The 23,091-nt window shown below is 58.1% G+C and carries 16 protein-coding genes and 1 pseudogene; 10 read left to right on the forward strand and 7 right to left on the reverse strand.

All coding sequences use genetic code 11. The features are described from left to right. Positions 1–60: 60 nt before the first annotated feature. A complete protein-coding gene (locus tag NCR38_RS19205; RefSeq protein WP_061117953.1) occupies positions 61–1,551 on the reverse strand; it encodes an arylsulfatase in 1,491 nt (496 codons plus the stop codon). A 155-nt stretch (positions 1,552–1,706) separates the two neighbouring features. Continuing rightward, positions 1,707–3,047: an anaerobic sulfatase maturase gene (locus tag NCR38_RS19210; RefSeq protein ID WP_250477476.1), complete on the reverse strand. Its 1,341-nt coding sequence runs from the start codon at positions 3,045–3,047 to the stop codon at positions 1,707–1,709. A gap of 506 nt (positions 3,048–3,553) precedes the next feature. Between NCR38_RS19210 and NCR38_RS19215 the strand changes: the two genes are divergently transcribed. Together NCR38_RS19215 and NCR38_RS19220 are read left to right on the forward strand one after the other, a co-directional pair. Beyond that, positions 3,554–4,000 (forward strand): YidH family protein, encoded by a 447-nt coding sequence (locus NCR38_RS19215; protein ID WP_086960984.1) that lies wholly within the window; start codon positions 3,554–3,556, stop codon positions 3,998–4,000. A gap of 89 nt (positions 4,001–4,089) precedes the next feature. Beyond that, positions 4,090–4,947 carry a bile acid:sodium symporter family protein gene (locus NCR38_RS19220; protein ID WP_061117951.1) on the forward strand — a complete coding sequence of 286 codons (858 nt, stop codon included), beginning with the start codon at positions 4,090–4,092 and terminating at the stop codon, positions 4,945–4,947. Between the two features lie 284 nt (positions 4,948–5,231). Here NCR38_RS19220 and NCR38_RS19225 read toward each other — a convergent pair whose 3' ends face one another. From NCR38_RS19225 to NCR38_RS19235, 3 genes are all read right to left on the reverse strand, one after another. Next, positions 5,232–5,474: a hypothetical protein gene (locus NCR38_RS19225; protein ID WP_061117950.1), complete on the reverse strand. Its 243-nt coding sequence runs from the start codon at positions 5,472–5,474 to the stop codon at positions 5,232–5,234. 147 nt (positions 5,475–5,621) lie between these two features. Further along, positions 5,622–7,025: an alpha,alpha-trehalose-phosphate synthase (UDP-forming) gene (gene otsA / locus NCR38_RS19230; RefSeq protein ID WP_061117949.1), complete on the reverse strand. Its 1,404-nt coding sequence runs from the start codon at positions 7,023–7,025 to the stop codon at positions 5,622–5,624. 117 nt (positions 7,026–7,142) lie between these two features. After that, entirely contained in the window at positions 7,143–7,565 is a 423-nt protein-coding gene (locus tag NCR38_RS19235; protein WP_250477477.1) for a hypothetical protein, read from the reverse strand. 496 nt (positions 7,566–8,061) lie between these two features. Here NCR38_RS19235 and NCR38_RS19240 point away from each other — a divergent pair, with 496 nt between their 5' ends. Continuing rightward, positions 8,062–8,691 (forward strand): class I SAM-dependent methyltransferase, encoded by a 630-nt coding sequence (locus NCR38_RS19240; protein WP_086960980.1) that lies wholly within the window; start codon positions 8,062–8,064, stop codon positions 8,689–8,691. Positions 8,692–8,803: 112 nt separating this feature from the next. Here the strand turns inward: NCR38_RS19240 and NCR38_RS19245 are convergent, their stop codons facing one another. Further along, complete coding sequence (locus NCR38_RS19245; RefSeq protein WP_250477478.1) at positions 8,804–9,652, reverse strand: formate/nitrite transporter family protein; 849 nt, start codon at positions 9,650–9,652, stop codon at positions 8,804–8,806. 287 nt (positions 9,653–9,939) lie between these two features. Continuing rightward, a pseudogene (locus tag NCR38_RS19250) lies at positions 9,940–10,988 on the reverse strand (chemotaxis protein CheB). Positions 10,989–11,462: 474 nt separating this feature from the next. On the opposite strand from NCR38_RS19250, the gene NCR38_RS19255 reads away from it, so the two are divergent. The 7 genes from NCR38_RS19255 to NCR38_RS19285 all read left to right on the forward strand — a co-directional run bounded on the left by NCR38_RS19255 (position 11,463) and on the right by NCR38_RS19285 (position 23,084). Next, the gene (locus NCR38_RS19255) at positions 11,463–15,266 is read left to right on the forward strand and encodes a chemotaxis protein CheB (RefSeq protein ID WP_250477480.1); all 3,804 of its coding nucleotides are present in this window, start codon (positions 11,463–11,465) and stop codon (positions 15,264–15,266) included. Between the two features lie 368 nt (positions 15,267–15,634). Next, positions 15,635–16,705 carry an SDR family oxidoreductase gene (locus tag NCR38_RS19260; RefSeq protein WP_061117943.1) on the forward strand — a complete coding sequence of 357 codons (1,071 nt, stop codon included), beginning with the start codon at positions 15,635–15,637 and terminating at the stop codon, positions 16,703–16,705. A 1,230-nt stretch (positions 16,706–17,935) separates the two neighbouring features. After that, positions 17,936–18,226, forward strand: coding sequence for a 2Fe-2S iron-sulfur cluster-binding protein (locus NCR38_RS19265; protein ID WP_086960972.1), 291 nt, complete (start codon positions 17,936–17,938; stop codon positions 18,224–18,226). 37 nt (positions 18,227–18,263) lie between these two features. Then, positions 18,264–19,019, forward strand: coding sequence for an iron-containing redox enzyme family protein (locus NCR38_RS19270; protein ID WP_061117942.1), 756 nt, complete (start codon positions 18,264–18,266; stop codon positions 19,017–19,019). A 78-nt stretch (positions 19,020–19,097) separates the two neighbouring features. After that, on the forward strand, positions 19,098–20,375 hold the full coding sequence (locus NCR38_RS19275; protein WP_250477481.1) for an acetyl-CoA carboxylase biotin carboxylase subunit family protein: 1,278 nt from the start codon (positions 19,098–19,100) through the stop codon (positions 20,373–20,375). After that, positions 20,372–21,727, forward strand: coding sequence for an acetyl-CoA carboxylase biotin carboxylase subunit family protein (locus NCR38_RS19280; RefSeq protein ID WP_061117940.1), 1,356 nt, complete (start codon positions 20,372–20,374; stop codon positions 21,725–21,727). The genes NCR38_RS19275 and NCR38_RS19280 overlap by 4 nt, the downstream gene beginning before the upstream one ends. Positions 21,728–21,839: 112 nt before the next feature. Beyond that, entirely contained in the window at positions 21,840–23,084 is a 1,245-nt protein-coding gene (locus tag NCR38_RS19285; protein WP_061117939.1) for an acetyl-CoA carboxylase biotin carboxylase subunit family protein, read from the forward strand. The last annotated feature ends 7 nt before the right edge of the window (positions 23,085–23,091 follow it).

The following is a 23,091-nucleotide window of genomic DNA, read 5'->3' on the forward strand; positions in this document are numbered from 1 at the left end:
AACGCCCGGCTGTTTCAGCCGGGGCCGGGATGGATGCCATCGGGCGACGCTTATGCCCGCTCAGTGATGAGCGCCCCCACCCGCATCGTCGAGTTGGCGCAGCACCGCGTCGAGGTTGAATGACGCAGGCTTCTGACGCGGAGGAAACGCCTTGAAGTTTTCGATCTGCGAGGCGACGACCGCCTGCATCGCATACACCAGATAGGCGTGGGAGATCATCCAGTCGTAGTACGTGTTCGAACTCTCATCCGCACGCTCGAATGGATCGCGCCGAAGATTGAACATCTTCGGAATCCGCAGCCGGACGAAAGGTTCCGCCCAGCATGCCAACTGTTTGGCGCGCTGCTCCAGCAGCACCATTTTCCAGTCACGCACGCGGATGGCCATTACGTCGCCGTCGTCGCTGATATAGAAGAACGAATCGCGCGGGCTTTCCTTCACTTCGCCCATCAGATAAGGAAGCATGTTGAAACCGTCCAGATGGACCTTGTACGTTTTCTCGCCGACGTTGTATCCCTGAAGCAGCTTTTCTTTTACCTCCGGCTCGCCAGCCGCCGCGAGCAAGGTCGTCATCCAGTCCTGGTGCGTGACTATGCCGTTGAGAACCGTGCCGGCAGGGATTTTCCCCGGCCATCGAACGAACGCCGGAACACGCCAGCCGCCTTCCCAGTTGGTATTCTTTTCGGACCGGAAGGGCGTGATGCCCGCGTCCGGCCAGCTATTGAAGTGAGGGCCATTATCGGTCGAGTACATCACGATGGTATCGTCGGCAATGCCCAACTCGTCGAGCTTCGCAAGCATCTTGCCGATGTTCTCGTCGTGCGCAACCATGACGTCGTTATAGTCGCCCTGTCCGCTCTTGCCCTTGTGCTTCTCCGCACAGTGAGTGCGGAAATGCATGGCCGTCGTGTTGTACCAGACGAAGAATGGTTTGCCTTCGTTGTGCGCCTTGTCGATGAATGCGCACGCGAGTGTCGTCGTTTCTTCGTCGATCGTCTCCATGCGCTTTTTGGTCAGCGCACCGGTGTCCTCGATTCTCTGACCGCCCTTTCCATCAGCGTGGCAGTGGAGCACACCTCTCGGACCGAAGCGTTTCCTGAACGCAGGATCCTTTGGATAATCCGGATCTTCGGGCTCCTCTTCCGCATTCAGGTGATAGAGATTGCCGAAGAACTCGTCGAATCCATGCATGGTGGGCAGAAATTCATCCTTGTCGCCCAGATGATTCTTGCCGAACTGCCCGGTGACGTAACCCAGCGGCTTGAGCATCTGCGCAATGGTCGGGTCCTCCGCTGACAAACCGACATCCGCACCCGGCATGCCGACCTTGGTCAGTCCCGTGCGGATCGGATTCTGTCCGGTAATGAATGCTGCGCGGCCAGCCGTGCAACTTTGCTGAGCGTAGTAGTCTGTAAATGCCACGCCCTCATTGGCAATGCGATCGATATTGGGCGTGCGATAACCCATCTGCCCGCGGCTGTTGAAGCTGATATTCCACCATCCGATATCATCGCCCCAAAGAATCAGAATATTCGGCTGCTTTGTCGCCATGATTACTTCCACTCCTTTTCAGATAGCGCCCGCTGAGCTTTGCGCAGCCGGGCGAAGGATGCATCAATCACCGAACCGAGCCAGAATGCCGCTCGCCGGCCCCTGCTCTGTGAGCTCGTAACGGCCACCGACGTCATTGGGCACCACCTGACCCATCATGAGGTGCGCCGCTCTTCACTGCTCCCTGAGTTGAACGAACGACGCGGCGCGTTGTCGCCGTGGCAGAATTTGAACTTCCTGCCACTGCCGCATGGACAAGGCGCATAAGGTCCGCGCCGTTTATCTTCGATGGCGGTTATCGCCATCACATCGGACGGCGGCCGGCCATCGTGCAGGAGTTTCGCCATCGTCTCCATTGCATGGCGCGACTGCGTAAAGAACAACTCGAGACCGGGGCACAAATAGTTATGCCCTGCTTCACCGTCCCGTGAAAGCGCGAAACGGTCCTTCGGACATCCGCCGTTGCACAACGTCCTCACCGCGCAGCTTCTGCACTGGGCCGTGAGCGAACTGCGTTTGTCCAATCCAAACCTGCGTTGTTCGGCCGACGCAATGAGTTCGAGCATATGCGTTTCGTGGATATTGCCCAACCGATATCCGGGCTCGACGAAGTGATCGCAGGAATACAGATCTCCGTTGTATTCGAGCGCAGGGCCGAGGCCGCAAGTCGGAGCGTGAATGCACAGCAAATGACGGCCGAAGAAGGCCTCGAGCGTCACATCGAACAATTGCACGAAGACGCGTCCGACGTCCCGGCGTACCCACTCTTCGAATACATCCATGAGGAAGAGCCCGTACTGTTTCGCGCCGACCGAACGATCGGTGACGAGATTGCCGGTCTGCGTGTACAGCACGCGCTTGTGGCCCGCCCGCTCGCTCCAGCCGCGGTTCGCGAGTTGAATCGTCTGTTCAGTTGCGCGCTCGATGATAGGGATGAATTGAATCCACTTTGCGCCGAGTTCATCGCGAAAGAAGCGATAAACCGAGCGGCCATGCCGTTCATTGGCGGAATGGACCGTGCACAGGATGTTGAACTCGACGCCGTGCCTGCGCAGTTGGTTCCAACCCTTCATGACCAGTTCGAAAGTGCCCTGCGCGCGGCGATCGACACGAAACGTGTCATGGATTTCACGCGGACCATCGACACTCAGGCCCACGAGAAAGTGATGCTCTTTGAAGAATTCGCACCATTCGTCATCAAGAAGAATGCCGTTGGTCTGAAAAGTATGATTAACCACCTGTCCAGGCTTGCGGTACTTTTCGACGTATTCGACCGCGTGCCGGAAGAACTCGACCCTCATGAGTGTCGGTTCGCCGCCTTGCCAGGCCACGGTGACCTCTGGCGTGCGATGCGATTCCAGCAATTGGCGAATATAGGTTTCGAGCGTCGCCTGAGACATCCGATGCTTTTCATTCGGATACAGCGCCTCTTTCGACAAGAAAAAGCAGTATTTGCAATCGATGTTGCAGGTCGAGCCGCTCGGCTTGGCCAGCAAATGAAAACGCGGCGGCGCATCCGGCGGCCGGCTCTCAGCCAGTTGGGGATTTGCAATGCTCGATGACGAAGCGCGTGACTGCAACGTGGCCTCCATTCGCCGTACACTCCTCAGCTGTCAAAGTGCCGATGATTGCCCGAGACCGCGGACCGGGCGCCTCAAGATTCGGCGGGGTTGGAATTGAAGCAGAAAGTCCTGGCAAAGACGTGATACGTATTTAAGACAGCTTGCAAGGCGAAAGCAAATTCAATTTCACGGTTTGCGAATAAAACGTATTGGCGAGAACGACCGTCTCGCGCGAGGGTCACTCGTACGTCACTCGAGGCACGCAATGCCCCGAGGAGTTGTTGGTGCCGTGCCGCAACCAGCGATATGGGAGTAGATACATGAGAAACCCCTGCCATTCGCCGCGTCTTTGAAGTGGACGCTTCTCGCAATCGCGCGTCCCATGAACTAGATTTACGTTGACGCTCGGGAGCGGCTTTAACGGTTCGTGACAGAAATGAATGCGTCGCCGCAACTCGGTCCTACAAATTCTTGCGGAGGCTGGTGTGGTTAACGTGCAAGCGCGCTCGGCGAATCAACTCGCCGAAGAACGAACCGACCTCGCAACGACGCGCACGCTGATGGCAGCCGATCGCACGTTGATGGCATGGACGCGTACTGCGCTCTCGATGATCAGCTTCGGCTTTACGATCTATAAGCTGCTCGAAGGATTCAGGGAAGCGGGCGTTCATCTGGCGCATCCGCACAGCCCGAGAACCATCGGCCTCTTTCTCACGGGAATGGGCACCGTGTCGATGGTGCTCGGAACGATTGAGTACTGGCGATTGATCGTCAGTTTGCGCGAATATCATGCCGTCAGTATTTGCCGGCCGACATTTTTTGTCGCGTTAGTCATGGCCTTTTCGGGTAGTTTCCTCTTTATGAGCATCATCATAAGGTTGCTCTAGGCGCACGCGAGGCGCGGCATGCGGCAGCCTTTTCGCCGACCTCGTTCGGGATCGAATGGTCGCTGTACCTATTCAAAGGTGGCAGTGTCGTGACTGAAACCCTGATAGTCGTGCTCAAGCTCTCTATCGGCGTGTTGATCGCCTGTGTCGGTGCTGGAACTTCGTTTTCCGAACTGACCTACGTATGGCGACGTCCCGGTCTATTGCTCCGCTCTCTTGCAGCGATGTACCTTCTCGTCCCTCTGGTCGCCTTCGGCCTTGTGCTGATTATGCCGATCGAGCGAGGGGTCAAGGCGGCGATGCTCGCGCTCGCTGTGTCTGCGGGCGCCCCGCTGCTTCCAAAAAGATTAAAGACACTGCATAGCGCGCAATACATCTTTAGCCTGCTGATCACATCCTCGCTCGTCGCAATTGCCGCCGTACCTGTGTGGACCGCGTTACTGAGCGCCTACTTCGACGTGGAAGTAACGCTGACCGTACGTACTGTCGTGACGGACATTGCCAAAACTATTCTTCTGCCGATCCTGGTCGGCATGGGGCTTCGCCTGATTTTTCCAGTCTTATCGGAACGGCTGTCGAACCGGGTCATGACGGTCGCCTGGGTTGTCCTCGCCGTCTCGGGCATTATTCTGCTGTTTGTCCATAGGGAACACCTGGCGGGTCTCACCTGGCAAGGCGTGTTCTCACTCGTAGGACTCATGGTTGGGGCACTGTTCATCGGCCAGATTCTTGGAGGGCCAGACGCCGATGAACGAACGGCGCTGGCGATCGCGTGCGCAATGCGGCACGTGGGTATAGCGTTGGTGGTCGCGTCGGAGTTCGTCGGGGTGAAAACATTGGTACTTGTCGTGGCGTACTTCGTCACCGCCTTCATTGTGTCGAGCATCTATTTGAGATGGCGACGACGGCGATTCCTGAGCGTTGATGGCGAGGGACTCTTTCGATAACCCGTGCTACCGCGGTCGAGTTATGCCGTGCGATTGACCTATACGCAGGTTCGCTGGCGGCCGTGGCTTAGTCACGGTCGTTGACTCATTCATTTCGCTAAAGCCACCCCGCCCATGCGAGAGGGCACCAAGACGTCCCACTCGAGCCTGCGCCCGCGACACACCGCCTAAAGCCCATAACCTCAGGAAACGAATGACGCACTTCCGATGCGTCTTGTGGATTGCAGATCCGCCGGATGGTTTGACTATCGATACGGGAAAACGCGCGGTGTAATGTCAGACCTTTAAATCTCCGAGCCGTCCGCTTTGCCATCAATGACGTCTTTAGCCAGCCGCGTGAGTCGGCTGAGAGCTTCCGCTTCCGAGAATACGGCGGTCCGCCAGGCAGGCGTGAACTGCCTGTCATCATCAGCGTCACCCACCTCACGCGTGATAACAAACGTGCCCGAGTACGCGCCGCTATCGTCAGGACCGGTCACATCCACACTGATATTGCATTCCTTGTATGTCGAGTTTTGGGCTGTCATTACCCCTCCTTCGCAATAGTCGAGGATTCCAACATGACAAACGAACTCACCAGTCAAGTGGGAGCTTCGTTGTTGTCGCGAAGCGCCGTACGCACCTCATCCGATAACACAGGATAGCCTCTCCGACTGTGGCGTGAAGCGACTCGTTCAACTCTTCCCTGAAGCCGTCTCTGTCTCGGCGAGCGCCTTCAGGAACGTCTCGGACCACCAGCGAACGTCCTGCTCTCGGACTCGGTTCGAAAGCGCCGCATGTCGATTGATGCGTTCATCGAGCGGCATGACCAATGCCCGTTGAATGGCGTCTGCCGTGCCCTGCGTATCATAGGGGTTGACGAGCAGCGCCTCGGTTAGCTGCTCGGCCGCACCGGCGAAACGCGAAAGCACCAACATGCCCGGGTCAGCCGGATCCTGAGCAGCGATGAACTCCTTCGCCACCAGGTTCATGCCGTCGCGCAACGGCGTCACCAGCGCAACACGACTCGCGCGATAGAGTCCCGGCAGTCGTTTGCGAGCCACATTGCGATGAATGTACCTGACCGGCATCCAGTCCAGTTCTCCAAAGTCACCGTTGATTGCGCCGCACAGGCTGTCCATTTCACGGCGAAGATCGTCGTACGCCCCGACATCTTCGCGGCTCGGCGACGCGATCTGGATCAACGTAGCGCTGTCACGATTTTCCGGATAGCGCTCCAGTAGTTGTCGGAAAGCGTGAATCCTTTGCGGTAGTCCCTTCGAGTAATCGAGTCTATCGACGCCGAGAAGCAAGCGCCGCCGCGAGTATTCCTCACGCATGCGTGCAAACATCTCGCGCCCTTCCCTGGCCCGGGCGAGGCGCGCAAAGTCCTCGACGTCTATGCCAATCGGGTAGGCCCCGACCTGTAGCGTGCGATCGAACGCACGGAGGTGGTTTGGACCCAGGCGAACGGCCCGAGCCTCTGATTCGACATAGTGCGAAAAGTGCGTGACATCGGACTGCGCCTGGAAGCCGACGAGATCGTACGCGAAGAGCGAACGCATGAGCCATTCGTGCTCGGGGATCGCCGCCATGATCAGTGGAGGCGGCATCGGAATGTGCAAGAAAAAGCCGATGCGATGTTTGCAGCCGGCCGAACGTAATTCGGCGGCCAGCGGGATCAGATGATAGTCATGCACCCATACGATGTCATCTGGCTTCAACAATGTCAGCAGCTTGCGGCCGAACAACTGATTCACGCGCCGATAACCTTGCGCGAAGCGCGTGTCGAACTTCGCGAGATCCAGACGGTAGTGACATACTGGCCAAAGCACACCGTTGGAGTATCCCAAGTAGTAGCTGTCGTGATCCGCACGGGTCAGGTCGAGCGTCGCCAGTGTCACATTGCCGCTCGTATGAACATCGAGCTCGTGCTGTTCGTTAGCGTCACCTTCCACAGTGTCGCTGAGTTTGCCGCTCCAGCCGAACCAGAGTCCCCCTGTTTGTTCGAGGCTTTCCCGCAGGGCGACCGCGAGGCCTCCTGCCGCAGCTTTGCGAGGATCGGCGGTACGGTTTGATACGACCACCAGACGGCTCATATCGGGCTCGGGTTGGCATTTGAATCGAATATCGCGGAAGACCTTTAAGCGCCGGGTTTCAGTCTATAGTTCCGTTTCCGCAGCGGCGCCCCGCATCCGCATCGGGCGCCGATGCCTCTAACGCGACTTCACGTCCGCCTCGCCGTTTATCCATGGGCGCAGAGCCTCGGGCGTGCGCATATCGGCCGGCACCTCGAAGTCGCGCGCCGCACCGCGCATCTCCTCGGCCGACCGCGGGAATCCGGTGCGCATACTGTATAGCGTCACATAGCGCTCGGTGTCCGCCTCTGCGGCATCAGCTGATCTGTCGGCGGACAGTGTGACGCCCGTATATACATCGAGCGCTGTCACGGCCAGGAGATTCGTGACCGCGCCGATGGCGCGCCCCCGGCCCTCCGACGCAACGCCATCGGACTGCGAGGCGACTGTGGCGAGATCAAGGACGTCGCCACCGACGCGCGCCCACACATACGGCGCAGGATTGCGCGACATCAAAATGCCGATTCCGCAAGCGATCTCACGAAGTCCATAGAGACGCACGAGCGCCCGGCTGCTGCCTTCGAGTCCCGCCGCGCGCGCAACCGTTCTCGGCGCAAGCAGTTCGGCGGCGCCTAACGCCAGGCTGTACCACCCGAGCCCGCGTGCGAGCGAGCGCGTCTCGGATGCGGAAAGAAGTGCACTTCGTGCGGGATCGCTACGAGGGTTCAAGGATTCACCTGACCTTGATTGTCAACACTGCATGACTTTCGGTTTGAGGACGACCCTGACACACCGTCCTTCTTGTCGCCCAACGTCTTGGACATGGCGGCACCGTCGGAAGAGGCAACGTATGCGTTATCACGCGTCGTTCCATCGGATGACGTAGGTCTGCCCATGCGCCATTTTCTTCGCGCGCAATCGCTATTCCCGCGACGCTGCCCGATGGTCGGACGCACCGAACGCAAGCAGAAACCCTCAGGCACCTCATATGCTCGCGTTAAACAAACATCACATACGCACGTCAAAGGGGCTCGACCAATCATAGCGGCGTCAAAGAATGAGAAATTTTGCCTTTTCAAACTGGACTTTTCTGCGCCGCCACCTGGTTTTTTTCAGGGAGGCCTTACTGCACCCTTGGTCAGCTGGCGCGATCTTTCCAAGTTCACGACGTCTCGCGGAAGCAATGGCACGGCCGGTGCCGCTTGCCGGCACCGGCCCTGTCGTGGAACTAGGCGCCGGCACGGGCGCAGTGACCCAGGCCTTGCTCGATCGCGGTGTCCGCCCAGAACGCCTGCTTGTCGTCGAGCGCGCGCCGGCCCTTGCCGCCCATTTACGGGCACGATTCCCGCAGCTTCGAATCATCGAAGGCGATGCACGAAACCTCTCGAGCTTTTTGACGGACCCTGGTCGGATCGACGCCGTCGTGTCCAGCGTGCCACTTCGTTCGTTGCCTTACGCCGAATCGCGTTCAATGGTCGCGCACTGGTGCAGCGTACTTCCGACCGGGACGCTGTTGATTCAGTTCACTTATGCGCTGTACGGTCCACCAAGACATCTCAGCCATGAATTCGTCGAGTTGTCGTCCGAGGTCACGTGGCTGAATCTCCCTCCGGCCAGGATACTCACACTCGCGCTTCGAACACCGCCTTCCACGCGCGCAAGTATTGCGCCGGCAGTACAGGGCTGAGAGCAATGGGCCGTCGCAAGGTCGGCCGCTTGCGTGCGCTGACGTTGAATCGCTCTTGCCTTTTTTAGCAGAACACTTGCGTCGGCACACATGGCGCGGAGGTTTGCCCAGCCTAGGTTGCATCACCGCCCGTAATTTCCGGCGCGATCGCTGCGTGGTTGATGAGCGCAACGAGCGATATGCCTCCAATTACATTACCGATCAAAGTCGGAATGAGGAAGACAAAGAAGTAGTCGCCGAGGCCGACAGCGCCGCTGAAGACGGCATAGAGGCCCTCCACCGATCCGGCAATTACATGGGACAAATTGCAGGCGGCAACCACATAGGTGATCAACAAGACGGTCAAAAGCCGCGCTGAGCGCGCGCTGGGTAATAGCCATACCATGAGCGCGATCAGCCAGCCCGCCAGCACTGCCCGCACGACGGTCACGCCGAAGCTGCCAGAGAACGGCGCTTCGGCGACGCGATCGAGTGATGCTTGAACGTCCGTGGAAAATACACCAGGCAACTGGAGCATCGCCGCGAAGCAGGCTGTTCCAATCAGGTTCCACGTTAGTACGATCCCCCAGAGGCGAAGCGCCTTCACGACTGTTTTCAGATCACGGCGCGTCAGCACTGGAAGCACAACGCTGAGCGTGCTCTCCGTAAACAGCTGTTGCCGACCGAGAATGACGATCACAAAACCGATGGTGTAACCGAAGCTCGAAACAAGCGGCCGCCACTCACTGTCGGGCAGTTCACCATCAAGGACCGCCTGCATCAGGAATGAAAAACCCATCGACAGACCCGCCGCGAGCGCCGACCATGTAAGCGCGGAAACCGTGCGTTCCATGGCTGCCTCGCCCTCTTCCCGCACTATTTCGTGGATGACGAGCGCGGCAGGCGTCGAGTGGTCGGCAGCCTGTTCTTGCTCACCTTTATTAAGGTGAGGCGAATTGGAACCCGCTTCTGTGTCAGACATGGAACCTCCAGTTTGAGTGGATCGATTTCGATAAGTAGCCATCCTTCATGGAGGGTCGAAAGACCTCCGCTCCAGTGTCGGCATTGCTGTGGAGAGAATCAGAAAGTCCGCCAGGTGCACGGGTATCGTCTGCGATTGAACTCAACACCGCAGTGTGGATGGCCGTGATACATCGGAGGGAGTGGGATTGGTGCAGGGCGTCAGTGCTGCCTTCCGAGCGGCGCAATATGTTCAGGGGCATCCACTCCTTATTTAGAGCCGTCGTCTACTGAGGATAACTTTTTAACTTAAGAACCGATGCATGGACTCGATCTGTCGGTGAAACGTTGATCACACACGCCATGTACGGTGTCGCGCAGCAAGCCGTACGCGGCCTCTTCGGCCACAACGAGGCTCTCGATTCGCGCGCTGATCGCTTCCTGCTCTGAAGCATCGTCGAGATTGACCAACTGCTGCTTCGCGAGCGTCAAGCGCTCCTGCAGGCCCCGAACGACAGACCACAGCGCATTCTCGGTCTGTTGCCGCTGGACCTCTTCGAGCGAGCGCCCTGAAAAGGCGTGGCCGGTGTGACACCTGTAGCGAAGCGGTGCGCTGTCACCAATGCGCCACACGACGCCACCGCATTCGGGGCAAGTCAACGGACTGCGGGAACCGATCGATTCGATGATGTCAACGCTCGACCTGCCCGTCGACGCGATTTGAGTTTCGATAGCGGCGATCCGCTGAATGTTCGATGCTTCGGGCTTCTCGACGACAGGTTGGTCCAGCAATGTCATGACGAACAAGGAGAGTTCCGCGACGGAAGCAACGACATCGGGTTTGACCGCGCGCAGTGCGTTTAACGGCATGCCTGGCGCCGGAGACTCTGCCGGGTCCTGTACTGCAACGAAGCCGCCGCACGCATCCACCGCCTTGAGGCCCGCCGCGCCGTCATCCAGATGAGCCGTGAGGATGATCCCGATGACGCGTGCACCATAGTTGACCGCAGCCGATCGAAACAACGGGTCGGCTGCTGGACGAGCGAAATTTTCCTTTGGACCGGCGATAAGAAGCGTTTTCCGTCCTGAACGATCAAGTGGCGGTCCGGCGGGGCGACGTACACGACGGAATCTTGGAACTCCTGTTCGTTCTCCGCGTGTTGAACGCGTAGAGCGCAGGATCTTTGCAGTATCTCCGGGAGGATGCTGGGCTGAGCGCCGACGTGCATCACCACGAATACGGACGCCGGAAGATCGGCTGGCCATGCCGATACAAGCGTGTTAAGCGCGGCACGCCCACCAGTCGAAGTCGCCACGACGATAATGTCACGCTTTTTCACGGGCCCTCCGCCAGTCATATACGTAGAGCAATAAAGGCGCCTGACGTCGGCACTGGGCGCGGCGGCCGTCGCGGTGTGTCGATACAGCCGGCAACGCTAATTAATCGCTTCGATTAGACTAACCTTGCAGTTGTAACGATAAGCGCTGCGGCGATGCGGTATCGACTTTGCTGAACCTTACGGACCGTGAAAACGTGGACCGCAGCGGCGATATGACCGAATCGACCACCGGGTGCTTACGCCGCGCCCATTGCTGCTAGCGCAAAACGTCGAGCGACTTGCCGACTGTCGGAATCGTTCGAGAGTGCCGGGCAAGATCGATGAACGGGGCGGAGCAGACCGCGGGACGGGTGCAGCGGCATGCGTCAGGCGCTATCGGTTAGCCGCAAGGACCCCTCCTTGAGGTGCGACTAGAAAGCGCGCATGTGGGGCCTACTGGTGCGTCGAGACGCAGGTGACCGACCGGCGGTTTTTTGCCATACGGGAGATGATGTGACCGACCCCGCAACGATGAGGACCGAGCCGGCATCGCCGGGTTTTCCAGTAGTCGGTATTGGCGCTTCTGCTGGCGGTCTCGAGGCAATTTCCGAGTTGATGTCGGAAATTCCGGCTGTGAGCGGCATGGCATTTCTCGTAGTGCAGCATCTCGATCCGTCCCGCCAGAGCCTGCTCGCGGAAATTCTTGCCAAGCGCATGGCCACGCGGGTGCAGGAAGCCGCCGACGACATGATTATCGAGGCAGACCATCTGTACACGATCCCCGCGAACAAACGAATGCTCGTGGTCGATCGCCGCATCCGGCTTCAACCCCGCGACGAGTCGCTCGGACCACCGATGCCGGTGGACGACCTGCTCGAATCGCTCGCCAAGGACCAGGGCGCCAACGCCATTGGCGTGATTCTCTCCGGGAGCGGCTCGGATGGTGCGCTGGGTCTTCAGGCGGTTCAAGTTCAGGGAGGTTTCACGTTCGCTCAGGACGCGTCGGCACTTTTTAACAGCATGCCGCATGCGGCAATCGGGCTCGGATGCGTCGATCGGGTGCTCGCACCGCATGAAATCGCAAAGGAAATAATCCGCATAGCGCGACATCCTCACCTGGGGTCAGTGGCAGGCGCGAAACCCGATGCGATTGAATCGGCTGAAACCAGTTTCCAAGCTATTTTCCGTCTGCTCCAGAACGCCTGCAATATCGACTTTACGCACTACAAACCCGGTACGATCCAGCGCCGGCTGTCGCGTCGCATGGCATTGCGGCAACTGACCTCCACAGCACAATACGTCAACGTGCTCGAATCGGAGCCTGCGGAAACCCTCGCATTGGGACGCGACCTGCTGGTCCAGGTTACCGAATTCTTCCGCGATCCCGAGACGTTCGAGGTGTTGACCCAGACTGTTTTCCCCCGCCTCATGGGTGATGACGCAGGCAAGACACTGCGGATCTGGGTGCCAGGGTGCGCGACCGGCGAGGAAGTCTATTCCATTGCCATTTGTCTACTTGAATACCTTAGTCAGCGCGCGCAGGTTCCGTCAGTCCAAATCTTCGGCACCGACATCAGCCCTGGACCGCTGGACACGGCGCGCGCCGGCCGGTACATCGAGAACATCGCGCGAAATGTGTCGCCCGAACGCCTGGAGCGGTTCTTTGTACGCGATGGCAAATACTACTGCGTTGACAAAGCTGTCAGAGATCTCTGCACGTTCGCACGCCACGACGTGGTGAGCGACCCGCCGTTTTCGCGGATGAACCTGATCAGCTGCCGAAATTTGTTGATCTACCTGAGTGCGCCCGCCCAACGCAGTGTAATGCCGCTCTTTCACTACGCGCTAAAACCGGATGGTGTACTGATGCTGGGCCCATCCGAGACGGTCGGCGCCTTCTCCGAACTCTTTGGCGTCGTCGAGAACAAGCGCAGCAAGGTGTATAGCAAGAAGCCCCGCATGAGTTCGCCTGCCGAGATGCGCCTTGCGCCGCGACTGGTTCCTTCGACCGCCGTCCGTTCTCCTAACGTCTCCAGCGATGAGTCGGAACCCGTCGACGCATCATTACTTCGCGCCGAAGTCGATCGTCTCTCGCTCGCCCGCTATGTCCCGCCGTCCGTACTATGTGACGATGATCTGAACGTCATCGAGTTTCGAGGGGACACCTCCGCCTATCTGACCAACCCGAGCGGTCCGCCGATCACCAATCTTCAGCGACTGGCGAAGCCCGAAATCTTTCCTGCTCTCAACGACGCGATCAGGCAGGCGCGGCAGGAGGGTGTTGTCGTTCGTAAGGCCGATCTGAAAACCGCGCGTACTAGCGGGTTGGTGACCGCCAGCCTCGAGGTTCATCCGGTCCAGACCGCCGAAGCGGCGGGCCGCTGGTTTTTGACGTTTTTTGAAGGCAGCCTGAAGAGTTCGGATACCCTGTCGACGCAAAAGGATGAGCCGTTGAAGTCCCTGATGTTGCAGACGTTGCGCCAACGTCTGGGGCGCAAGGTCGTCTCACAGGGCGCGGATCCGAAAGACGAAGAGATCGTCCGACTGAACGCCGAGGTCGGCGCCATGCGAACGCAGCTTCGAACCATGCTCGCGGAACACGAAAGCGCACGCGAAGAGCTCAAGTCAAGCGAAGAAGAACTGCTATCAAGTAACGAAGAATTCCAGAGCACCAATGAAGAGCTCGAAGCGGCGAAAGAGGAGTTGCAGTCACTGAACGAAGAACTCTCGACGACCAACGATGAGCTGCGCTATCGCAATCAGGAACTCAAGACGACTCACGACGATGTGGTGCGAGCACGTGACTATGCCGACGCGATCATCGACACGATGTCCGACCCGCTGCTGGTGCTGGAGCCAGACCTGCGCGTTACGCGGGCTAATCGCGCGTTCTACGAAACCTTCCGGACGACGTCCGATACCACGATCGGTGCGATGCTCTATTTGTTGGGAAATGGACAGTGGGATATCCCGGGCCTACGCGAGTTGCTCGAAAATATTCTCCCGCGAAAAGCCATCGTTCGCGACTTCGTGATTACGCATGTATTTGAGGAAATTGGGTCGCGCACGATGCGGCTCAATGCTGCCCGCGTGGTCGGACGAGTGCATGAACTGATCGTGCTCACCATTGAAGACATTACGCAACATCAGCGGTTGGTTGACCGACTGGAAGCGGCCGACCATCAGAAAGACGAATTCCTTGCGATGCTGGCGCACGAACTGCGCAACCCCCTCGCGGCGATCAGCAACGGGCTTGCGATATGGGAGCGGATGGACGTCGACGCCGACACTGAGCAACGCGCCCGCGATTCTGCAAAGCGGCAGTTGAAGCACGAAATCGGCTTGGTCGACGACCTTCTGGACGTATCGCGCATTACACGCGGCATCATCAAGCTCAAAGTCGAGCCCGTCGATCTGGTGCAGATCGTGCGCCACGGCGTGGCCACCATCCGCACAGAAAGCGACGCACGCCGGCACCGGCTGTCACTTGCCTTACCGGCTGAATCACTGATGGTCGAAGGGGACTCGATGCGGCTCGAACAGATTGTCGTCAACCTGCTTGGCAATGCGATCAAATACACCTTGCCTGGCGGAGAAATTGCTGTGTCCCTTACGCGCGACGACGGTCAGGCAACGCTGACAGTCCAAGACAACGGTATCGGCATGGCGGCGGACTTTTTGCCAACGATCTTCACTGTCTTTGTCCAGGCGGAACGCTCGCTTGACCGTAAGTCTGCCGGGCTGGGTCTCGGCCTTGCCCTCGTGCAGCGACTCGTTCATCTGCATCACGGAACCGTACGCGCCTCGAGCGAAGGGCTGGGACGCGGCAGCCAGTTCGTTGTTCGACTTCCAGCGCTTCCCGCAGAAGACATCGAGGTGGAGCATTCCCCTGCAGTCGCCCTGCCGATTCGCGCACAACCGACGCGCCCTCGACGGATCCTTATTGTGGATGACAATGCAGACGCAGCCGAAAGCACCGCCATGCTGCTCAAGCTGGACGGGCACGAAGTCCAGGTCGTGCAGGACGGCCCAACTGCCTTGCTGCGCGCGAAGGACTTTCGTCCTGACATCGTCCTACTCGATATCGGGTTGCCGGACATGGACGGCTACGAAGTGGCTCGCCGGCTGCGCGCGACGCCCGATTTTGCAGACACCATGCTGATCGCGCATAGTGGATACGCGGGGGAGGAGCATTTCGAGCGCGCGAGACAGGCGGGCTTCGATCATCACCTGGTCAAGCCCGCCAGCATCACTCAGTTAAACGAACTGATCGTCGAATCGGGCAATACACGAAACCGGCTAGGCAGCGTTTCGTAGGGGGACGCTCGATGCAGCGCGCGATCTCGGCGCGCCATTGCCCTGCGACACCGCTTCAGCGCATTTGTCGCGAGCCGCCCGCGCTTGCCTCGCAGGGGGCGCTACCGAGATCCTTCTGGACCGACATCGAGGTCGTCGGTCGATCTACAACCGTCTTCAGATGTTTTGCGGGCGCTTTGGACTGGAAGCTCCGATCACACCTGCACGTATGGCCGGCGCCGCTCCCATCCCCACGGCCGCTAAAAGAACCGCTCGACCGTCTTTTTTTCCGCGCACCTCGGTGCAAGCAGACTTTTCGGCCAAGCCTCACACTTACATGAGCAGTCCACGCGGACGGCCTCGATTAATTCAAAACACAGTGAGATGCAATGGACAAGCGAGCACTAATCATCGGCGGCACCGGCATCGTCGGACGCAATCTTGCCGAGCACCTTCAGTCGCGCGGTGACTGGGCGATTGCCGGGCTGTCACGCGGTCGCACGGCCCCGCCTGCCGGCGTGGAATCGATCACCGCCGACCTCACATCGACGACATCGGTCGCGGACGCTCTGAAGGGGCGGCAGTTCAGCCATGTCTTCTTCACTGCATGGTCGCGCCAGGCGACCGAAGCCGAAAACATCCGCGTCAACGGAGCAATGGTCGCGAATGTGCTCGCGGCGCTGGGCCCCACTGGCGCTCTGTCGCACGCAGCCCTCGTTACCGGCTTGAAGCACTATCTCGGTCCTTTCGAGGCCTATGCCCAAGGCAGCGTTCCGACAACCCCGTTTCGCGAGGAACAGGGCCGGCAACCGGTCGACAATTTTTACTACGAGCAGGAAGATCGGCTTTTCGATGCCGCGCGCCAGTACGGATTCAGCTGGAGCGTACACCGTCCGCACACCATCATCGGCTATGCAGTGGGCAACGCCATGAACATGGGCGTCACGCTGGCCGTCTATGCGACGCTATGCAAGGAGACTGGCGAACCCTTCCTGTTTCCGGGCTCGGCTGCGCAATGGAACGGCCTGACCGACATGACCGACGCCCGTCTGCTCGCGCGGCACCTCGAATGGGCTGCCACGTCTGCCTCGGCCCGCAATGAGGCGTTCAATGTCGTCAACGGGGACGTGTTCCGATGGAAATGGATGTGGGCGCGCATCGCGGAGTATTTCGGCGTGGAGCCGGCACCCTTCGACGGACACATTCGACCGCTTGAAAGCCGCATGCATCGCGCTCGCCAGACCTGGGCGGACATCGCGGCACGCTACGCGCTCGCCGAGCACGATATCGATAACCTCGTCTCGTGGTGGCATACGGACGCCGACCTCGGCCGCCCGATGGAAGTGCTGACGGACATGTCGAAGAGCCGCAAGCTCGGATTTCTCGATTACCAGAGCACGCCCGATGCGTTCTTCAATCTGTTCGACCGGCTGAAGCGCGAGCACATCATTCCTTCCTGAGCCGCCGATGCCATGGGCAACGCACGCCCTCGAACGTTGTCATGCAACGCCCTCTCTGAAAGCGCTGTGCGTGCGCAAGTTATAAAAGCATTCCTCCATCGTCGCAATGACGATCGACGCGACAGTGGCCGGACTCGCTTGCTGGAGCCAGGTGCTCGCGCGTCGACAGTCCTACCAAATTACACGCCGTTGGCCGCGAGTGACGCCGCTCGCGCTGCGCGTCAATAACGCTGAGCGTTGGCCGGGTTCGCCTACCGCGGCTCACGTGCGTGAGCATCGCGAGCTTGCGCCAACTTTTCCATGGAACGTCGGGAACCACCGCGCGTCCGTCTCGTCTTGTCGTGAAATACGGCATGGTCCGCCGGCAGCGGCCTATCGCTTGTCGAATTTCGTCGTGCATGCAGCAGCAGTCACATCCCGCCGATCAGACGCAACGAACGATACGGAGCAGCGCTCGACCTGTCAGGTGTAGAACGGCGCCGTGAATGCCAGATCCTCGACTATCTCGGACTTCTCTAAGTTTCGCTCGATTAGGTATCCTGTTGTTATCTCATTTCAACCTTGCAACTTCGGCAACGAGCGATAAGCGCAAACGCCTCCGATCATCGCGTAACGCTTGGCATCATCAGGCGCGATCATGTGAATGACCGTTATGGCGACACAGCCGTGCCGTTCTCTTGCATACGTAGACCACGTCGGCCGCCTGCTCCACGAGCGACACGGTCTCTCTGAGCGCTCGGCCTCTACCTTGGCATACACACTTCTGTGGGGATGTGGAAGCGATGTCGTCGTGGGATAACTGCACCCATGGAGCTGCGCATCGAATAAGCGTCGACGTTCGGCGATATAAGGCCTAGCGGTCGAAGTCTTGAATTACTCGCACCAAACAATATTGGTGAACAGTCACTTCCGGGAATACTTTCTGAATCCGAGGACCTGGTTTTATGTGGGCGCGCAACGCGCGTCCGTTTTCTGTTCCACTGGGACGCGTTTCATAATAGGAGTAGTCGTGCCACGCTCGCCTCTATTTTCACTCGACCTGCTAACTGATCCTGACGACAGGTGCGCGAAACCACGCGAATGGGATCGTCAAAGTTATCAAGAAGCCATCATCCCGTTTATTGATCCGGCTGGATCAAGTAGCGATGCAAATCCACTTTTGGATTCGGGCTTATTTTAATTAAACACGACAGGGAGACTTTTGGAATCCATCTAATCCAACTAACTCGTATGGCACTTTTACATATTTTTCCGCTTAACGTGACGGTTCATCTAGCCGAGTCGGCTCGTCTGAGTGATCTGGAGTTTGAACTGAGGGATAGTGACGTCATACCTGCTGGTTGCCGAGCAGGAGCTTGCGGTGCTTGCGTCATCGAAGTGCTCAATGGATTTGGCTGTCTCAGCGAGCCAACCGAACGGGAACTCAAGCTTCTAACCTTCCTCGGTTACGACGACGGAAGATTCAGACTGGCCTGCCAATGCAAAATTAATGGCACCGCCACCATCAACACCGAAATCTAGAATCCTATTTTTAAATTAGACGAACAGAGAAAATATCATGTCAAATCGAGTCCACAATGTCGGCTTTCCTAATTCCGTGCCTTTTATCAACACAAGCGAATCGTCGATGTTGAGAAAGGAAATAGACAAGATTATCGACCAGCAAGTCGAACTCTGGTATCAAACGGTTCCCTATGCCGCTCACCTTGAAGGTGAAGTAGTCGATCCGGATTACTATCGCCGCCATTTGATCGAGACCGCTTGGAGAATTCGTCTTTTGCGCGTCGTTGAGTCGAAGGCCCTTGCCGAAATCGCCAAGCGTAGTCCGAGGGCCGCGCAGATATGGGCCAATTACGAGCGGGAAGAAATGCTTCACGACCAGCTTTTTATCCAGGACCTGGCCAAAGCTGGGGTCAGCCGTGAGCAATTTCTGGCGACCGAGCCATATTTGTCCACCAAATTGCTTTCTGGATTTTTCTCCTATTTGCTCGATCATGAAGATCCTCTCGGGGTGGTGGCGTATTCGTACCTGGTGGAATACGTCAATGTAAAGCTCGAGCCCAGAAAGATCGATGCTCTCAAGCAATCCGTGGGCGAAGACAACATATCGGGCCAGGTCGCGCATTCTCACACGGATATCAATGACGACCATCCAGGTGAAGTCTGGGACGTGATTCGTCATCTGCTCAGAAACGACGAAGACATCGAGCACTTGAAGCGATACCTTGGCGAGCATCAGAAAGTGCTGGGACTCTATTTCACCGAGTTGTACGAAGACGTGATGGAACCCAAGCTTCGGAAGGCAGCGGCATAAGAGGAGAAGGTGATGACCAAAGAAAGGAATGGCGTTCTACTGCTAAGCCATTGCGGATTTTCCTTTATGGAGGATCTCTTGGAATCGGTCAAGGCCCGAGGCTTCCGCGGCATCGTTCTGTCGTCACGGCCACTGCCCGAAGTCGAGGCGACGCGCCTTGTGGAACTTGAACAGAAAGCGGACCGGCTGATTACAACGCAATCCCATGCCTTGACTGCCGAGGATGTCGAAGCCACGCTCAAAACTTTGCAAGCTGATGGCGAGACCCTGCTCTGCTGCATTTGCGTGTGGGAAGGCTACCGGGATCTCATGGCGCTGGCGAACCAGAACCTGGGTGTACCGGATCTTACGCCCGCCCAGGTCGGCATGCTGCGCAATAAGCGCGAATTGCGCAACACGCTGGAGACTTTGGGCCTCACGCGTGCTCGCGCTCACCGGTTGACCCCGGAAACGCTTGATGAACTTAAAGCGAGCGGTCGAAAACTGTTCGTCAAGCCAGTGTGTGGAATCGCCTCTTACGGCGCGTTTTCGTTGCGCCCCGAGACTACCTGGGAGGATCTCATCAAGGTCGCCGACGAAGCGTCCGACGATGTCATTTATCAATCGGCGTTTGGTAACCGACTCGAATTTCTAGCGGAGGACTACGTCCCTGGCCGGGAGTTCAGTTTTGAAGTCATCTTGAGCAACGGCGACGTGAGCGTACTCGCCGTACACGAAAAGTGCGAGCTGACCGAAAACGCCACGACCGTGCTCGAGAACAGTTGTGTATGCCCTCCCTGCAGCATCGATGCAGACGCGATAGCGCAAGGCCAGCGTTGGATCAACGAGATTTTTAAACAACTGGATTGCAAATGGGGTTGCTTTCATATCGAGGCACGCTTCGATACGGGTCGATGGGATTTGATTGAGATCAATCCGCGGGTTGGGGGGAGTCTGATCTCGGCGAGTGTGAAGTCGCTGAATGGTCAGCACAGCATGTTGGATCTCTGGTTGGATCTGCTGGTCGACGCGTCGCTGGGTCAGTCCGCACTGAACGCTCGGCGCAACAAGCTAAAAGCTTTGGCATTTGACATGGACGGCACGCAGCGTCATGCGAAGAGTACATTCTTTCGCGTTTATTTCGCCGAGCCGGGCAGGATAGAACATGTGGCCGTCGAAAATCACTTGCCCAAGCCCGTTGTTTCGCAGATTTTTCTGAAGGCGGGAGACGACGTGCAGGCGAGTTCTCGCGAGGTTTTCCTGGGCCAATTGTTGTGGCACTTTGACCTGGCCGAGCGTGAGACTCTATTGCCAGTAATAGTAAAGAATTCCAACAGCGCAGTCACTGTACGCTATGCGAAGGAGCGAGCACGATGATACATGCTCAACCAATCCTGCTACTCGTTGATTACAATCTTTCGCGGGTCGCAGATGTAAGGCAGATGGCTTGCTATGCGAAAGTCCGTTATGGTGCGCAGTCGCTACTCATCCGTTCTACGCCCACTGATGTCGACCGAGCGATCTGCGATGGCGTTATCGACCTCAATCCGCGCGACGACGACTTTGTTGAAAGGGCCCTCGTGGCACTCGCACCATACCGCGCACGACTTGCAGGTGGGCTGGTGTTTTCCGACAACGCTGTGCAAAGCGGGGCCTTGCTTCTCGAGGCACTTGGGCTAGCGGTGGATTCCGGCACCCTCGCTGAAGGGGCGTTCAGCAAGCACGCGTATCGGTCGCTTGAGCAGAGACATCGGGATATCTTCGGGCCTCAAGGGATGATGGTCCCGGATTGTGCACCGATCCGGAATCTGGCCGATCTAACTGAATTTGCCGTTCGGCATCCCGGGGGATTTGTCGTCAAGCCGAGCTGTGAAGGTAATAATCGGGGCGTGGTCACCATGCGCCAAGGAGACGACCTCGCCGCCGTTCTGAAGGAGGTTTCAACGTATCTCTCTGACGGTGTGATTTGCGAAGAACTCATTCCCTATCGCCGTGAATTTTCATTCGATGGAATCGGTAGCCTGTCCTTTATTACAGAAAAGATCAGCGCGACCGGCCGATACCCTGTCGAGCTCGGACAAGTCTTGCCAGCGCGAATCACACCTCGCGAACGGAATACGATATCGGTGGCCGGACGTTTGGCCAACTTGCTGGTCGGACAGCGCAATGGGCCGTTTCACAATGAAATCAAGCTTAGCGACGACGGCCATCGCGCAGCCGTTGTCGAACCGAATCGCCGGCCGGCAGGCATGAAGATCTGGACGATTGCGTCGCTGGTCTATCAAGTCAATCTTTACCACCTGTGGGTCGATCAGGCATTCGGCGAAGAAATTCCGCGCGAATTACCACAAGCCAGCCGCCAGGCGGCGACCGTGATGCTTGGGGTGGCGGAGGACACCGACGTCATCTCGGCGATGGGCGCTGACGCGAGCGTCTTGCTCGATCACGTAGTTTTGCCGTCGCTGCAAAGTCGCTTTCCATCTCTGCGAAGCGGTGACCTGGAATTGCATGAGTTCTGTTGGTTGCCGGCGGAAGCTCGGCGCATTCACGCCGTTCCCCGGGACAACGCTGATTTCATCGCACAGGTATGTCTGACGACGACCCGCGATGACATTGATATCCGGGATCTCGCGTCCAACCTGCAAACGGTTTGGAAAGCGTCGTTTCATCAATATGTACGCGGCTCATGCCTCCGCCAGGCGGTCGACGTCGCCCAGTGCGACGGATAGCGAAGCGGCGGCCAAAAGCTGTCGTGGCGCGTGATAAGAGCCGTTTCGGAAGGCAGCGCATGACGTATCGATCCAAAAGAGATTAACGCATTTATCAGCGAGGTCTGCTGTCGTGAGAATTCTTATTCTGCATCGTATCCCCTATCACAAGATCGATTATCACCTCGGCATCGATCATGATCGCCATGACGTTTACTACATCGGCACGGAGAAGAATCTTGCAACGATTCCCGCTTCGCTTCCGTGCAAACAACTGCTTCGCCCTGGTACCGATCGCGCGAGCGACGAAGTCATTGCCATTATCAAATCGCTCGACATCACGTTCGACCGGGTACTCTCACTGTCCGAATATGAATTGCTGGATGCCGCACGAGTGCGCGACGCACTGGGCATAAGCGGACCGGGAGTTGCGAAAGTCGAGAAGGTGCGCGACAAGTTGCTGATGAAACGTCTGGTCGCGCAGGCTGGCCTACGCGTTCCACGCGCCATCGCGCTGGCTGAGTTTATGGACAACCCCGGCATCGCCGACTGGTTCGGCAGAACCGTCCTCAAGCCGCTCGACGGTGCGTCAAGCGAAGACGTCGTGGTCTTCGACTCACCCTCTGCGATGCTCACGGCGCTGCACGACCACCGAACCGGCGTATATAGCCTCGACGACGCGACTCGCGCGTTGGCCACCGCGCGCTTTGAGATCGAAGAATTTGTTACCGGACCCATTCTGCATTTCGACGGACTCGTGACAGACAGTCGGGTCGCGGTTGTTGTCGGCAGCCGCTACGTGGGCACTTGCCTCGACTACGCGTCGGGCATGCCTCTGGGATCGGTGCAGATCGACGACGATCCGGTTGCACGCGAGTGGGTCCAGAAGGTCGTGTCAGCCGTTGAAATCCGTGACGGCAGCTTCCATCTCGAGGCAATCGATAATGGCGGTTCTCTGGTCTTTCTGGAAATAGCCAACCGCGTTGGGGGCGCCGACGTGGTAGACACTTTCAGAATGCGCACCGGCATACACCTGCCATCGTGCGAGCTGAAATTGCTGATCGGTGAAGCGGTTGAGCTGCGCACCACGCCTGATTCTGGCGTCCGCTACGGTTGGTTTGTGTTGCCAGGCCATCACATGCCTCGCGGAGGGTGCCATCTTCACGGATCGCAAGGGTTCGTCTCGCATCCCTGGATGGCTCGTTGGAATCAGCTCGCGCACGGCCAACCGCTGCCCCGGCACATTACCTATCAAGCCACCGAAGCTCCGGCTGCCGGCGTCATTGCTGGCCCGTCCACCCAAGATCTTGAACACCTGCTCAAGGATCTCTTTGCGTCGGTGCGGATCGAATCCCTGCCACTGGACGCGGCAGCCTAAGGAGAAT

Origin of the sequence: Caballeronia sp. INML1, assembly GCF_023631085.1 — a bacterium.
Lineage (GTDB): Bacteria > Pseudomonadota > Gammaproteobacteria > Burkholderiales > Burkholderiaceae > Caballeronia > Caballeronia turbans.